The organism is Clostridium sp. AWRP (assembly GCF_004006395.2).
GTDB lineage: Bacteria > Bacillota > Clostridia > Clostridiales > Clostridiaceae > Clostridium_B.
Window position 1 is genome coordinate 274,153 of the sequence record NZ_CP029758.2, and the last position, 15,531, is coordinate 289,683.

Sequence of the window (15,531 nt, forward strand, 5' to 3'; positions counted from 1 at the left end):
TAATGATGAATATTATTGTTATTTTCTAGCTAGCCAAAGACTTTTCTATAATTAGGGTATTTTGTTTTAATTCAATGTGATCTGAAAGATTCTTAATGAGAAATAATCCTCTTCCTTCATCTTCTAGTATGTTTTCAGTATCTAATTGTTCGTTAATTATTGTATCTTTAAATCCAGTACCACAATCCTTAATTTCAAATTGAACATTTGAATCATCATATATATATTTTAAATAAATAGGTTTGTCCATGTTCATATTATTACCATGCTTAAAGGCATTGGTTAAAGCTTCAGTAAGTATTAGCTTAATATCAAAATTGTACTTTGAAGCGTTTAGCTCAGCAGTGATTTTATCGATAATCTGTTTGTACTTGGACAAACCATATAAAATAAATTCATTACTTTTCATATATATCCTCCAAAATCATTTTATTTCCAAAGCGATTATTGTGCTGTCATCTTTTAATGCTCCGGTTTCATTGATTATGTCATTTAATTTAGCTTTCAAGTAATTTATAAATTCAGTTAATGTGTGTGATTTAAGATAACTTTTTCTAATTTCATTATCATTAAATATGAAGTCTAACCCATCCGTAGGAAAATAAAATCTATCACCTTCTTTAAAGGAAATCACATTTTCATCAAATACTGCATCTTGAAACATACCTAGAAAAGGACCTTTAACTATTAATTCTTGTGGATTGCAGTTGCTTTTTTGAAACATAAACTGGCTTATGCCAGCACCTGCTACTCTTGCTTCATTTTTGCTAAAATCTAAACTAAAACAGCAAGCAGCGATGCAGTGGTTATCACTTAAATAGTCAGCAATTTTTTTATTTAAAATCTTAACTATTTCAAGTGGATTACAGCTTATTAAAATTGCTTCACGAAATAGAACAAAAAATGCTAGTACGTTAAGAGCTGCTGTAATTCCTTTGCCGCTAACATCTCCAATTATTCCAAGAACTAAATCTTCATTGACTTTGTATAACCTAAAGAAGTCTCCACTTACTGTTTTAGCAGGCATGTACAGACTTTCTAATTGAAGCTTTTCAGGTATAGGAGATGTGTCTTCGATGTATTTCCTTTGAAGCTTAGAGGCTTCGTTTAGTCTCCTTTTCATATCAGAAATATTTCTAATTATTGCTTGAATGGCAGGGCTGCCTTTGTACATTAAATAACTTGCTGATATTTCTACATCTATTAAGGTATTACCATAGCGTACAATTTTATAGTCAGATATGGATTTAGATTTTTTACCTTCTAATATCTGTTTCATTCGCCTGTGAGCAGTTTTTATAAATTCCTTTGATACATATTTATAAATATTTTCTCCAATTATTTTATCATAGTCTGTACCAACTAAGTTACAGGCTTTGTGATTTGCCAGTACAATTTTACTATCTACTGTTATAATGATTGCTTCTGGTGAAAGATTAATAACTTTGCGGTACCTTTCTTCGCTTTCTCTAATTGTGTTTGCTAATATTTTTTTCTTAGTAATATCTTTTTGTTGTTCTACAATAAATACTACTTCTCCAAAATTATTCATCACAGGATTATAAGTGCAATCCATAAACTTGTTATATTCTGGAAAATATTTTTCTATTCTTATTAGTTTTTTGGTTCTAAGGGCTTCTTCTACGCCGCAGTCTTTGCAGTTTTCTTTCATATTTAAAATTTCAAAACACTTTTTACCTTTAACTTCATCTTTAGTTTTTTTATAAAACTTACATCCAGCTTCATTAAAAAATAGGATTCTACCATTGGAGTCAAATACCTTTATAATATCAGTAATACCTTTCAAGACTCCTTCTAAAATCCATAAGTTGTAATTTTCTTTATGTGCTTTACGTTTAGTAAAGCGTTTTAAACTATCTAGGTAAAGTGTTTCTTTATGATAAAGGTCACTTTCTCCTGATTTATAGTTCAAAGTATACCACCTCTGTACACACTAAATATAAAAATAATTTTTCAAGATTATGGTACTGAATGCTACCAATATAAATGATATACTCTAATGATACAATAATTATATATTTTTTTAAAGCCATATTGTATTTAATTTCACTAATAAGAATTAAATGGACATATTTATATTAAATTCAATATCGTTAAATTTATATATGCAAGAATAAAATTAATGCACTAATTATAAATTTTTGTAATCAGTGCATTAATTTTATTAAATAATAATATAGATAATATAGTAATACTATAGATTTCATAAGTGGAAGCTAGATTTATATATAACTCAACTTTCGCAGTTTAAAATATTGCGAAGCAAAGCTTCGCAAGTTAAGAATTAATAGTGAAAAATTAATAGTGAAGGATGATTTTTAGCTGTGGCAAAAAATCTTTAAATTTATATAAATCAGCAATATTTCGCTTTAGCGAAATGAGTGGTGAAAAGTTTAATCAAAGATTTTTGTAGTGTAACGGAAAAAAATCCACATTAACTATTAATTAAAAAAATTTTCTCCACCATGTTGCGAAAATCTTAAATTTGAGGCAGGGTGATAAATATTGTCCCATAGAAAAATAATTGAAGATTATTATTGTGATGTAAATAATTTAGCAGAGCTATTATCTAAATTAACTAATTCCTACAGACTGCTAATAGGTGGAGCTGGAGAATTAAATTCTATAGCAGGAGTGCACAAAGGTGAAGTTAAAGATTCTTTAAAAAGAGTATATAAGCTTGGAAATGTAATTGATAAAGTTGTGGATACATTAAAGGATTCTACTGAAGTATACTCAGAATACTGTAAACTTACTACTGAAGTTATAAAAGAAAAAATGCAAATTAAATATGTGGAAACAGAAATAGATGAAGAATTGTTTCTAAATAATTTAGATGATATGGATGAGGATGATGATACAAAAGGAGACTAAGTAAAATACATCTCTACTTAATCTCTTTTATAAAATGTGGTTATTTACTAAAATTAGAACTTCTTAAACCTATATTTACAAATCATAAGGTAAGAAAGTATTATGATAAGTAAAATGGTAAATTCTGCAGGAACAGGATGTCTAAATGTAATCAGACAATATAAAGCCATAAACATACCTGCAAAAGTTATTGGAATACCAAAAAATTGTCCATCAAAATCAGTAATATTAAATCTTGCCAGTCTATATGCTCCGCATATTGGTAATAACAATACTAATATATAACCTAATAATCCAAAAGTATAAAAATTATAGATATTAAATGCAAGAACTGATGGGGCAACTCCAAAAGAAACTAAATCTGCAAGAGAATCCAGTTGTTTACCTAATTCACTGGATACTTTTAAAAACCTAGCAACTCTTCCATCATATCTATCAGCTAAACATGCAAGTAGTATAAATATACCAGCCCATAAATAATTTTCTTGGAAAGACATCATTAGAGACATTATACCACAACTAAGATTAGCAAACGTAAACGCATTAGGCACTGAACTTCTAGCTATTTTAGCCACTGTGACCACTCCTTAAAAATAACAAAATTAAATTATATTCCCTTAACTTATTATAAAAAGTATATAATTACGTAAGTTAATTATACCTCATTTTATGAAAATAGTTAAGTACATAGTCTGTGTCTTTTCTATGACAAACTTGTGAATTTTCTGTTAAAAATATGCAGGGAACTTCAATTCACAACTAAAATCATTTTGGAAAAGCCTTTAATTTATAAATAAGTAATACATTTTCTATTGAATATTTATCAAAAATATGTAAATATTACATGTATAAGTTATAATACTAAAAGTGCATATAGAATTTACTCTTTATTTTATTATATATTTAGTAATTTAATTTATCTTTTAAAATTAGAAAAAGGATAGTTGTGGATTTATGAGAAATAGTAAAGAAAGTATTTTTAAGTGTTTGATAGTATTTTTTTTGGCTTTTACTATCATATTTATTCTATACAAATATAAAGGAAGTTTATATAGGATAAGTATGGATAGCATCAGAAGTTATATACAGAGTTATGGAAAATTTTCAGATATTATTTTCATTTTAATTTATACTATAAGACCTGTAGTGCTTATACTGCCTGCATCTCTTATGTCAATAATTGCGGGGAGCATATTTAATTCATATAGGGCTCTTTTGCTTAGTATGATTGGATGCTTTGGATCAGCCACACTAGCTTTCTTTTTATCTAGATTTTTAGGCCGATCTTTTGTAAATAAGATTCTTAAAGGGAGAGCTTTAACATTAAATGACAATATAGAAAAGTATGGATTTAGGATTATGACTGCAATGAGATTAAGTTTTGTATTCCCCTATGATCCACTTAGTTATGCTGCAGGACTTACAAAAATTAAATATAGAGATTTTATTCTTGGAACTTTAGTAGGAATTTTACCTGAAATGGTCACTTACTCCTTAATAGGAGGAAATTTGACAAAGCCATTTTCATTTAAATTTGTATTGCCCATAATAGTTTTATTTATTATAGCATGTATTTCTATATATATGCATAAAAAAAAGTCTAAAGATACCAATAATTTATAAGTAACATAATCTTTAGATTAGGACATAATAAATATGAAATTAAATTTAAAGCATTTGAAAGAAAATAGGCTAGCATACTGACTAGTTATTTCTTTGAAAATGTATAAAGGGGTGTTTTAAATGAAAGTTAAAGATATAATGACTAAATCTGTAATAAGTTTAAATGATGATGATACTGTGGAAAAAGCAGCACAAATTATGCAGCAAAATAATATAGGAGCTGTTCCAGTTTGTAAAAATGGAAAAGTTATAGGAATTGTGACAGATAGGGATATAGCTATAAGATCAGCATCCCAGAGTGGAGGTACCGAATCCAAATTTGTAAGAGATATTATGTCGGCAAATCCTGTAACCGGATCACCTGATATGAATTTGGAAGATGCATCTAGAATAATGAGTGATAAGCAGATAAGAAGGTTACCTATTGTTGAAAATAAAAATGTAGTTGGAATGGTATCTTTAGGAGATTTAGCAGTAAATCCTAAGTCAAATACTCAGGCCGGAGATGCATTGAGTAGTATATCGGAAAATAACTACTCAGCATTCTAGAATTTAATAATTTGTAAATAAATCCACAAGATTTACAAGTAATCTTGTGGATTTATTACTTTAGGTGATATAATATCAGGTGATATATTTAAATAAAGAATCAAGGTTTGTAATTTATATAATTAGAGGAGTTTAACATGAATAAAGTGAAATTTATTTATAATCCATATTCAGGAGAAAATACAATAATATCAAATATAGATAAAGTTATTATGATACATCAAAAATATGGTTATGAAATAGTTCCTTTTAGAATAAGTTTTGAATTTGACATAAAAAAGGCATTTGAAGATATAGATGAAACTTACAAATACATACTGATAGCTGGAGGGGATGGAACAGTAGACAATGTTGTAAACTGCATGAAAAAGTTAAATATAGATATGCCCATAGCCATACTTCCAGTAGGAACTGCCAACGATTTTGCTAAGTTTATAGGAATGCCACAAAACATTAAAAAGGCCTGTCAACAGATAGTAAATAGTGTTCCTAAAAAATTAGATTTAGGAAAGGTAAACGACAAATATTTCATAAATGTTGCCAGTACGGGACTGTTTACGGATGTATCTCAAAAAACAGATGTAAATTTGAAAAATACTATGGGAAAATTAGCTTATTATGTTAAAGGTTTAGAACAACTTCCAAATTTGAGGAAACTTAAGGTGAAAGTCAAGTCTGAGAACGCGATTTTTGATGGAGATATGTACCTTATGCTCATATTTAATGGACAGATGGCAGGAAACTTTAAATTTGCATATAAAGCTGAAATTCAAGATGGACTTTTAGATGTAATTATAATAAAAGCAGGAATGATAAAGGATATTATATCACTATTTATAAAAATGCTAAAAGGAGATCACTTGGAAGATACTTCTGGACTTATATACTTTAAATCAAATAAAATAGAAGTGTATTGCGATGAAGATATAGTTACTGATATAGATGGTGAAAGGGGACCGGATTTTCCACTTGTTGTAGAGTGTATTAAAGGTGGAATAGAGGTCTTAGGATTAAAAGATGAGATAAAATTATAAATTTATTTTAAATAGTAATATAAGATAGGCGATATTAATAAATATAATTAGAGTACTATTAATAAAGAAGGAGAATATATGGCATTCTACGTTTATGTTTTTTTATTGCTTGTCATGTTTATAATGCTTTTTAGAGGAGCTATTTTAATTAGATTTTTATCGAATAAAATAAAAGTTGAAGCTTTTATTATTATAGGGGCTATGTTGTTAAGGTACATTTCTATTTTTATTATGTACTTTTCCAGCAGTATGAAATATTTATATTTGCTAAAAGTACCTTTTTTCTTGAATTTACTCTCAGTTCCAATTATAGTTTTTACAGTGCTTTATATTTTTGTAAGAAAAGATAATGTTAAATTTTATTACATATTTATAATAACTGCAGTACTTTGTGCTGCATATGCTGTAATGATGTATAAGTGCGAAGCCGTACTGCAAAACTTAGAGGAGTACAAGTTTATTTTAGGATATACTCTCGTTTTATCAAATCAATATATATACTGGGGATACTTGGTATTTAATACTTTAGTAATATTTTTTGTTTTGGGATTTGTTAATAAAACCAATGCCAATAAACTTGGTATATACATGGTATTGTTGGCAGCTTGCATAACTATATCAGAGCTCATAGCGTGGCTTATGGGTGTTAGAGTTTTAGCAGAAAATATACTTGGAGATGTAGGTTGGATTGTTGTTTTTATATATGCTTTGAGTAAAGTGAAAAAAACAGCTGATAAGCTTAATTATAAAGCTCCTAAGAAAGTTTCAGGTAAAAAATAACTTATGCTCCGAACATTTTTACAACATTCAACGTACTGAAGGTTGTAAAAATATCCGGAATATAAAGCAATTTCTTACTTAGAACTTTTATGATTGCTTTTACGATGACGTCTTTTTGGAGGATTTTTCGGTATTAAGCAGTGGGGACCAGATCCAATTAGATCTTCACGATGGCATTTTATTAAAGCCTCTTTTACTAAATTATAATTTTTAGGAATAGAAAATTGTAAAAGAGCTCTTTGTTCATTTTTCTCTTTTTGTGATGTAGGTACATATACTTTCTCACCACTTAAAGGATTAATGCCTGTATAGTACATAGTTGTAGATAAACTACCAGGTGTAGGATAAAAGTCTTGAACTTGTTCAGGGGTATAACCCATGCTTTTTATATATTCAGCTAGTTCTATAGCTGCATTTAGATCACTCCCTGGATGACTGGACATGAGGTAAGGAACTAGATACTGTTTTTTATTTATTTTTTTGTTTATTTCAAAATATTTTTTTACAAATTTATTGTATACGTCCATCTTAGGTTTTCCCATTTGATTTAGAACTCTCTCGCTTATATGTTCAGGAGCTACTTTTAATTGTCCGCTTATGTGGTATTTACATAAGTCTTCAAAAAAATCTGTACTTTTATCATTTATTAAATAGTCATATCTTATGCCTGAACGTATGAATACCTTTTTTATACCAGGAATTTTTCTTATTTTTCTTAATAGATTTAAGTATTCACTATGATCTATAATTAAGTTTTTGCAAGGGGAAGGGAAGAGGCATTGCCTATTTTTACACACTCCTACCTTTTCTTGTATTTTGCATGCCTTATGCCTAAAATTTGCAGTAGGACCTCCTACATCGTGTATGTATCCTTTAAAATCATCTAAAGTAGTTAATAATTTAGCTTCATCAATTATAGATTTTTCACTTCTATTTTGGACAGTTCTACCCTGGTGAAAAGTAAGAGCGCAAAAAGAACAGCCACCATAACAACCCCTATGACTTGTAATGGAGAAACTTACTTCTTTTATAGCAGGTATTCCACCAAGTTTTTCATATATAGGGTGGTATGTTCTCATGTAAGGTAAATCGTATACTATATCCATTTCCTCTTCGGTTAATGGAAACTGTGGTGGGTTTTGAACAATATAATGATCTCCATGTTTTTGTATTAAGGTTTTTCCCCTTAATGCGTCTTGCTCATAATATTCTAGTTTATAACTTTCAGCATAAGCACTTTTTTCTTGTGTCACTTTTTCAAAAGAAGGTACTTCCACATAGTCTTTTATGAGTTTTTTATCTTTACAAGGGTATACTGTACCTCTTACATCTGTAATTTTATGGATATCCATTCCGTATTTTAATAGATTTGCCACTTGTACTATGGTTTTTTCTCCCATGCCATATATAAGTAGATCTGCCTTTGAATCTAGAAGGATACTTCTTCTTACATTATCACTCCAGTAATCATAATGGGCAAATCTCCTTAAGCTGGCTTCTATTCCACCAATTACTATTGGAACATCCTTATAGGCTTCTCTTGCTCTGTTACAGTATACTATTACAGCCCTATCAGGTCTGTAACCAGATTTACCTCCTGGGGAGTAAAGATCATCATGCCTTTTTTTCTTTGATGCGGTGTAGTGATTAACCATAGAATCTATATTTCCGGAATTTATCAGAAAGGCCAATTTAGGTTTTCCGAGTTTTATAAAGTCATTTGTATTTTTCCAGTTAGGTTGAGCTATTATTCCTACTTTAAAACCTTCCCTTTCCAGAACTCTTGATATTATAGCTGAGCCGAAAGAAGGATGATCTACGTAAGCATCTCCTGTTATAAGGACAAAATCCAACTGATTTATATTTCTCGCGTTCATGTCGTTTTTACATATAGGTAAAAAACTAGTATTTAAATTCAATTTACATTCTCCGTTCTTATATTTCAGATTTAGTTTCACTTATTTTTAGTATAACATATTATATTATGAGATAAATATTTAGGAATATGTAGATTTTGAATGGTGATAAGGAGAAGAGGACGCACACTAAATAATATAAACATGCAAAGATAAATTATGATATTTTACATTAAAATGAGTAAAATGAAATTAAAGTATCATAACAGGTAAATATAAATAAATTTAATATTTACTAGTTGCATTATAGTGAATTTGTAATATAATTATAATATAAAAGTAAGTGTTTATGTTTAATTATGTTAGGTGAGGCTCCTATATAGACATATGCTGCTGCCCCGAAACATCGAGAGATGCCAATGGGTGAACAGGTATTACCGTAGTAAGGTTTTACTTAATGCAGCTGGATGAAAGTCTAAAGCTATATAGTGCTAAAACTCGTACGATTAAAAAAGTTTTAGTTTAAGAGCCCTATGGGCTTTTTTTAGTTGTTTTGCATATGTTTAAATTTTTTAATTTAGGTGGTGTGTTAAATGGAAAACGGACCTTATGGAGGTCGGTGCATCTTAGAAGAAAATTTAATAGAAGTAGTGCAGGGAAGTATTAGATCTAATTGGTAATGGCAATGCTATTGATAACTTTTAAAATGTTGATGTAGATTCTATAAATATTTCTCTGCATATAAGGAGGAATATTTATGAAAAAGTTATCTAGTTTCTTATTGAGTAAAGTTCTTTATAAAAAGGTTTATAATGAATTTGACGAATATGTAGGGAAACTTTGGGACGTTTATGTATCTTCTGATCATGGAATGCCAAGGGCCATAGGATATAAGATAAAAAAAGGCAAAGAAATACTTAATTGTGAGTGTAGGAACATAAACTTTTATGATGATAACGGCAAGGTTATAATTAAAGGCGAGGGTATAAGGGAAATAATACTTCAAAGTTATTCCTATCTTTTATCAAAACATCTTTTGGATAGACAGATAGTGGATATAAACGGAAAGAAACTTGTAAGAGTTAATGACCTCAGAATTGCAGAAATGGCAGGAGAATATAGGGTTGTAGCAGTAGATACAGGGGTTCTTGCTTTAGGAAGAAGGCTTGGTATAGAAAAAATCATAAAGAAGTTTTATGATTTATTTAACAAAAAGCCTGAAGATAGCCTTATAATTTGGGATAATGTAGAATCGCTAGAAATGATAAATAACAATTTAAAACTTTCCGTACCATATAAAAAGTTATCTAAGCTCCATCCTGCTGATTTAGCAGATATATTAGAAGATATGGATGTGAATTACAGAAAGAAAGTTTTTGAAAGTTTAGATGAGGATTTAGCAGCGGATACATTAGAGGAAATAGATCCAGAAGTACAGTTAGATATTCTGGAAAATTTGAGCCAGTCTAAAAGGGATGAAGTGTTATACAATATGCCCAATGATGAAATAGCAGACATTTTAGATGAAGTAGATAAGGATACTGCAGAAAAGATACTTATAAATATGGAAAAAAATGATGCGGATGAAGTAAGGTCACTTATGGAGTATAAGGAAGAAACTGTAGGAAGTATAATGAATAAGGATTTTATCTGTTTTAATATAAATATAACAGTTAAAGATACTATTGAGTTTTTAAAAGAAATTAATCCGGAAGATGAGGTATCACATTATATATATATTATAAATGATCAAAAGCAGCTTGAAGGTGTAGTGTCTTTGAAAGACTTGATATTGTCGAATTTTGAAGATACATTAAAGGCGATAATGATCAAGGATGTAGTAAGTATAAATCATAATGAAAATGTAGATGAAGCCATAGAGATGTGCTCAAAATATAATCTTATTTCATTACCTGTAATAGATGATGAAGAAAAGTTGTGTGGCATAGTTATAATGAATGACTTAGTAGAAGACATATTAATACCAAATTGGAGAAAAAGACTAAGAAAAGCAGGGTAAAAAATACTATCAATTTCACTTTAAATAAGTGGAATTGATAGTATTTTTTTTATGTATTTTTTAATTTGTTTGTGTAAAGACTACATTTAGGAGAACTAACATTAAAAGGAGATGGTCATATGGGTAAGAAAATTATGAGATTTAAAAGAGAATTAGTACTAATACTTGCTATAGTGTTTACATATGCATCAACTTCTCTATTTTTGCTCCCCTATAATAATGCAGTAAAAGCTGTGGCATACTACTATGGCTCAAGAGGAAATATGGTAATACAAATACAGCAAAAACTTAGAAGCTGGGGGTATTACAATGGCAGTGTAGATGGAATATATGGGTATCAAACTTACACCGCAGTAAAGTATTTTCAGTCAAAAAATGGACTAAAGTCTGATGGTATAGTTGGAGATGCAACTTTAGCAGCTCTTGCAATAAATACTGGGAGCAATACTGGTGGAAATAGCCAAAACGTAACATTAATAGCTAGATTGATAAATGGAGAGGCTAGAGGAGAACCTTATGAAGGACAGGTAGCAGTAGGAGCTGTAATACTAAATAGAACTAGGGATCCTAGGTTTCCATCTACTGTAGCGGGAGTTATATATCAACCAGGAGCTTTTACTGCTGTAGTAGACGGACAAATACATGCAAATATGAAACAGAGCTCTATAAATGCAGCAAGAGATGCTTTAAATGGATGGGATCCTTCAGGGGGAGCAATATACTATTTTAATCCCTCTACAGCAACAAGTTCATGGATATGGTCGAGACCTCTTATTAAAATTATAGGTAAACATAGATTTTGCAGATAGTTTAAAAATAGATAGTCGAAATAGATAACCTTTCGACAGCATCATTTAATAAAAATTGTTAGTAAATAGGATAAAAATATATATGCTTTTAAGATAAGTGAGCAATAGATTTTTATTGTCATATATAAGGGATAATTTCTAAGAAAAGTTAATCAGGAAGTGACACATTTTTTCCCTTGTGTGTGCTAATATATTTTTAAGACAATAATGAGCTATGTTATAGGGGGAGAGAATTTATGATAATAGAGAATTTTATTAGTAATGAGAAAGTAAAACAAATTAAGTATGTATACTTTTATAGGTTACTTAAAGGGAAAATAGCTATTTCATATTCCCATAAGGATGTTGAAGAGGTTCAGGCTTATGGAATTGAAGTTGAGAGACAGGATATATTAGATGGAAAATTGATAAATGTGCAAAGAGATAGTATTCAAAATATAAGTCCTGAAAAGTATAAAGTACATAATTTACTGAAATTATTATATGAAAATAAAGTTTCACCGCTACACTTGGTTGATGTGATAGGTGATTACGTAGATGACTACAGTATGGATTTTGACAACCAAAAAAATTATGCAGCATATTAATTTAATATAGAAAAGGGGAGAAATCCTCTTTTTTTTATATCAATGAATCTTACTTAATTGGAAAAGCAGATATTCCAAATCTTTGATTTGATGATAGTTGCTTTCACAGAGTGCGTGGGGGGTGTTACATTAGGTAGCCATTAGATAAAAAATTAATATATTTATTATACCTATATTATATTTATTAAAAATTAATATAATATAGGTATAATAGGTATATAATTAAAAGTATTAAAATTGGAGGTGTTATATTTTGATATTTGGGGTTGGAGTTGATATAGTTGAAATCAGGAGAATAGAACAGGCTGTTAGTAAACATTCGAATTTTATAGATAGAATTTTTAGCAAAAATGAAGTAGAATATCTTAAAAATAAAAATTTGAGACCTGAATTTATAGCAGGAAGGTTTGCTGCTAAGGAAGCTATAGTAAAGGCACTAGGAACTGGATTTAGTGGCTTTGATTTTAGAGATATAGAAGTAGATAGAACTGCTTTAGGTAAACCAATTGTAGTATTAAAGGGAAAGGCGAAGTTAATAGCTAATAAATGTGGAAATTACAAGATCCATCTCAGTATATCTCATGGAGTGGATAATGCTATAGCCTATGCTGTAATGGAGGTAGATGAAGTTGAAGATAGCGACTGTAAAAACAGCTAGATCTGTAGATGGGTACAGTATAAATGAATTAAAAATACCAGGGATTGTACTTATGGAAAATGCAGCACTAAAGGTAGTGAAAAACATAGATTTGAAAAAATGTGATTCTTTCTGCGTAATTTGTACAAAGGGAAACAATGGTGGAGATGGCTTTGCCGTAGCAAGACATCTCTATAATTTAAACAAAAAGGTTCATGTATTTTTAGTTGGAAAAGAAAGTGGAATGAGTGAAGATTGCAGCATAAATTACAATATTTTAAAAAATTTAAGAATTAATTTAAATGTAGTAGATTCAGAAGAAAGCCTTACACAACTTAAAGAGTGTATAAAAGAAAGTGACGTTACTATAGATGCTTTGTTTGGAACAGGAATTTCCAGAAATATACTGGGAATACAAGATTCTGTAATAACTCTTATTAATAAGTATGGCAGCTATGTTATTTCTATAGATATTCCCTCAGGGCTTAATGGCGATAGTGGAAATGTTATTGGAAACTGTGTGAGAGCTAATAAAACTATTACTTTTCAGCTATATAAAATGGGATTTTTAAAATATGGAAGTGATAGATTTACAGGTGAAGTGATAGTAGAGGACATAGGAATTCCAAATTTAGCTGTCGAAAAATTTTCTGGTTCTGAATTTATAATGGATCAAAATTTTATAAAAGGAAAACTAAAAATCAGAGATAAGTTTAGTCATAAAGGGGATTATGGAAGGGTGCTTGTTATAGCTGGATCTAGAGGATTTACAGGAGCAGCTTATATATGTACTCAGGGAGCAGTAAGAAGCGGTGCAGGGCTTGTTACTTTAGGATGTTATAGAGATATACAACCTATACTTAGTGAAAAGCTTGTTGAAGGTATGACTATTGCTTTGGAAGAAAATCTAAAATTAGAAGATACTATAGAAAAAAGTGATGCTATAGCTATAGGACCAGGTATGGGAGCTAATGATAGTACTTTAAGGTTGGTAAAAAAAGTTATTACTACTTTCAGAAAAACGGTAGTAATAGATGCAGATGGAATCAATGTTTTAAGTGGAAATCTTAACATTCTAAAAGAGAAAAAATGTGATATAATTTTAACCCCTCATTTGGGAGAAATGTCTAGAATTACCGGTTTAGGAATTGAATATATAAGGGAAAATAGAATTAAAGTAGCCAAAGACTTTGCGAAGGAGTATAATGTAATTGTACTTTTAAAAGGATATAATACGATTATTACAGATGGAAACTCAGTTGCCATAAATTCTACAGGAAATTCAGCGATGGCTTCAGGTGGCATGGGAGATTGTCTAACGGGAATTATAGCTTCTTTTTCTGCACAAAAACAACGTCCTTTTGAAGCAGCTTCTATTGCTGCATTTATACATGGATATGTGGGAGAAGAATTATCGAAAGATATGTATTCTGTAAATGCCAGTCATGTTTTACATCAATTACCTTTTTCAATAAAAAAATTAACAGAATAATTTTATTTTTATATAATTATTTCATAAAAAAGTAATATAGAAAAACATAATAGAATAGATTAGTAGTAAAAAGCTGTGAAAACTGGAGGAACGAAGTGAAAAAAAGACTACTGATATTAGGAATTATGTTTTTTATTTTAAGTGTAATTTTTTCATCTTGTGGTAAAGACCCTCAAAATACGGAAAAAATAATTTATTATTTAAAGAATTTGAACAGCTACAGTTGCAATGTAAATATTTTAGTAAAAAATGATAAGCAGCAGATAAATTACAATGGAAAGCAATTTTATGACAATAAATATGGAGAGAGATTTGATTTAGACAACAATAGAATAATTATTTATAAAGAAAACAAGATACATGTTAAGGATATTAAGCAAGGAAATTCCTATTATATAGATAAAAATTTCCAAAGTTTATTTAAGTTTAGTTTTATAAAAGAATATATCTCTCTCCTTTATACGAATGAAAAGATTGAAAATTCATTTAAAAAGGTGGCAAATGAAGAATATCAAGTTATAAATTTAGACATACCTGGCAATAATAGAAATATGTATAAAGCCCAGTTGTATGTAGACATAAAAGATAATGTTCCTGCATACGTCATAATATACGATTCTAAATATAAAAAGCGAATAGAAATTAAATATACTAATTTTAAAGCCAATGTGGAATTAAAAGAGGATATGTTTAAAATAAATTAGTTCTATTATAAGAACCTGTATTGAAGTACTTAATGTATTTTGGGGGGTGATATTTTTATAGTTAAGCATTGCAGGTATGTATAATAAAAATTAATTTAAAGTAATGTTGTAAATAATAAGCATCTTCAATCAGCCAATGTGGACAAGAGCTAATTAATCGTAAAAGTTCAAATGATTATAAAGGCAATGTAGGCGGTAAAGTCATGCTCATGGTTGAAAAAATTGATTGAAGTTTAATACAAAAGATAGTAAAGTAGTTAAAATTACAGAAGATAATAAGTTCATATATATATGTTTTTAACTGTCATATGTACTCTACTTTTTAAGTTAAGATAATTGCTATATTCAGCAGTTATATCTTAATTGTAAATAAAATCATAGAATTAAATTAATTACATATTTAGAAAGGAATACTTGCATATGGCTTTTAATAAACTGCGTTTTCAATAATTATTATAAAAGTAATTATATATATGAAAAAACTGAAACATTTCTTAAAACATATTTTCCAATCTGATATATAGACATATACACACCAGAAAATT

At 29.1% G+C, this 15,531-nt stretch carries 15 protein-coding genes and 1 riboswitch; of the genes, 11 read left to right on the forward strand and 4 right to left on the reverse strand.

Annotation, left to right across the window (positions count from 1 at the left end):
- Window positions 1-25 precede the first annotated feature (25 nt).
- Window positions 26-409, reverse strand: coding sequence for an ATP-binding protein (locus DMR38_RS01330; RefSeq protein ID WP_127719645.1), 384 nt, complete (start codon window positions 407-409; stop codon window positions 26-28).
- A 15-nt stretch (window positions 410-424) separates the two neighbouring features.
- Window positions 425-1,933, reverse strand: coding sequence for a PAS domain S-box protein (locus tag DMR38_RS01335; RefSeq protein ID WP_127719646.1), 1,509 nt, complete (start codon window positions 1,931-1,933; stop codon window positions 425-427).
- Window positions 1,934-2,526: 593 nt separating this feature from the next.
- On the opposite strand from DMR38_RS01335, the gene DMR38_RS01340 reads away from it, so the two are divergent.
- Complete coding sequence (locus DMR38_RS01340; RefSeq protein ID WP_065079003.1) at window positions 2,527-2,895, forward strand: hypothetical protein; 369 nt, start codon at window positions 2,527-2,529, stop codon at window positions 2,893-2,895.
- A 53-nt stretch (window positions 2,896-2,948) separates the two neighbouring features.
- On the opposite strand, the gene pssA is transcribed toward DMR38_RS01340, so the two are convergent.
- A complete protein-coding gene (gene pssA / locus DMR38_RS01345; RefSeq protein WP_127719647.1) occupies window positions 2,949-3,470 on the reverse strand; it encodes a CDP-diacylglycerol--serine O-phosphatidyltransferase in 522 nt (173 codons plus the stop codon).
- Between the two features lie 487 nt (window positions 3,471-3,957).
- On the opposite strand from pssA, the gene DMR38_RS01350 reads away from it, so the two are divergent.
- The 4 genes from DMR38_RS01350 to DMR38_RS01365 all read left to right on the forward strand — a co-directional run bounded on the left by DMR38_RS01350 (window position 3,958) and on the right by DMR38_RS01365 (window position 6,881).
- The gene (locus DMR38_RS01350; protein ID WP_243124409.1) at window positions 3,958-4,518 is read left to right on the forward strand and encodes a TVP38/TMEM64 family protein; all 561 of its coding nucleotides are present in this window, start codon (window positions 3,958-3,960) and stop codon (window positions 4,516-4,518) included.
- A 120-nt stretch (window positions 4,519-4,638) separates the two neighbouring features.
- A complete protein-coding gene (locus DMR38_RS01355) occupies window positions 4,639-5,067 on the forward strand; it encodes a CBS domain-containing protein (protein WP_013236977.1) in 429 nt (142 codons plus the stop codon).
- Between the two features lie 137 nt (window positions 5,068-5,204).
- On the forward strand, window positions 5,205-6,101 hold the full coding sequence (locus DMR38_RS01360; protein ID WP_127719649.1) for a YegS/Rv2252/BmrU family lipid kinase: 897 nt from the start codon (window positions 5,205-5,207) through the stop codon (window positions 6,099-6,101).
- A 78-nt stretch (window positions 6,102-6,179) separates the two neighbouring features.
- Window positions 6,180-6,881 (forward strand): hypothetical protein, encoded by a 702-nt coding sequence (locus DMR38_RS01365; RefSeq protein WP_127719650.1) that lies wholly within the window; start codon window positions 6,180-6,182, stop codon window positions 6,879-6,881.
- A gap of 74 nt (window positions 6,882-6,955) precedes the next feature.
- Here the strand turns inward: DMR38_RS01365 and DMR38_RS01370 are convergent, their stop codons facing one another.
- On the reverse strand, window positions 6,956-8,800 hold the full coding sequence (locus DMR38_RS01370) for a YgiQ family radical SAM protein (protein ID WP_127719651.1): 1,845 nt from the start codon (window positions 8,798-8,800) through the stop codon (window positions 6,956-6,958).
- Between the two features lie 288 nt (window positions 8,801-9,088).
- Window positions 9,089-9,255: riboswitch (M-box (ykoK) riboswitch) on the forward strand.
- A 239-nt stretch (window positions 9,256-9,494) separates the two neighbouring features.
- Here DMR38_RS01370 and DMR38_RS01375 point away from each other — a divergent pair.
- The 6 genes from DMR38_RS01375 (at window position 9,495) to DMR38_RS01400 (ending at window position 14,986) form a co-directional block, all read left to right on the forward strand.
- Window positions 9,495-10,757, forward strand: coding sequence for a CBS domain-containing protein (locus DMR38_RS01375; protein ID WP_127719652.1), 1,263 nt, complete (start codon window positions 9,495-9,497; stop codon window positions 10,755-10,757).
- Between the two features lie 119 nt (window positions 10,758-10,876).
- Window positions 10,877-11,566: a spore cortex-lytic enzyme gene (sleB, locus tag DMR38_RS01380; protein WP_127719653.1), complete on the forward strand. Its 690-nt coding sequence runs from the start codon at window positions 10,877-10,879 to the stop codon at window positions 11,564-11,566.
- A gap of 236 nt (window positions 11,567-11,802) precedes the next feature.
- Window positions 11,803-12,153 carry a DUF6514 family protein gene (locus DMR38_RS01385; RefSeq protein WP_127719654.1) on the forward strand — a complete coding sequence of 117 codons (351 nt, stop codon included), beginning with the start codon at window positions 11,803-11,805 and terminating at the stop codon, window positions 12,151-12,153.
- A gap of 253 nt (window positions 12,154-12,406) precedes the next feature.
- Window positions 12,407-12,811 carry a holo-ACP synthase gene (gene acpS / locus DMR38_RS01390; RefSeq protein ID WP_065079011.1) on the forward strand — a complete coding sequence of 135 codons (405 nt, stop codon included), beginning with the start codon at window positions 12,407-12,409 and terminating at the stop codon, window positions 12,809-12,811.
- Complete coding sequence (locus DMR38_RS01395; RefSeq protein WP_127723842.1) at window positions 12,783-14,282, forward strand: NAD(P)H-hydrate dehydratase; 1,500 nt, start codon at window positions 12,783-12,785, stop codon at window positions 14,280-14,282. Before acpS ends, DMR38_RS01395 begins: the two co-directional genes overlap by 29 nt.
- Before the next feature lie 95 nt (window positions 14,283-14,377).
- Entirely contained in the window at window positions 14,378-14,986 is a 609-nt protein-coding gene (locus tag DMR38_RS01400) for a germination lipoprotein GerS-related protein (protein ID WP_127719655.1), read from the forward strand.
- Window positions 14,987-15,531 lie beyond the last annotated feature (545 nt).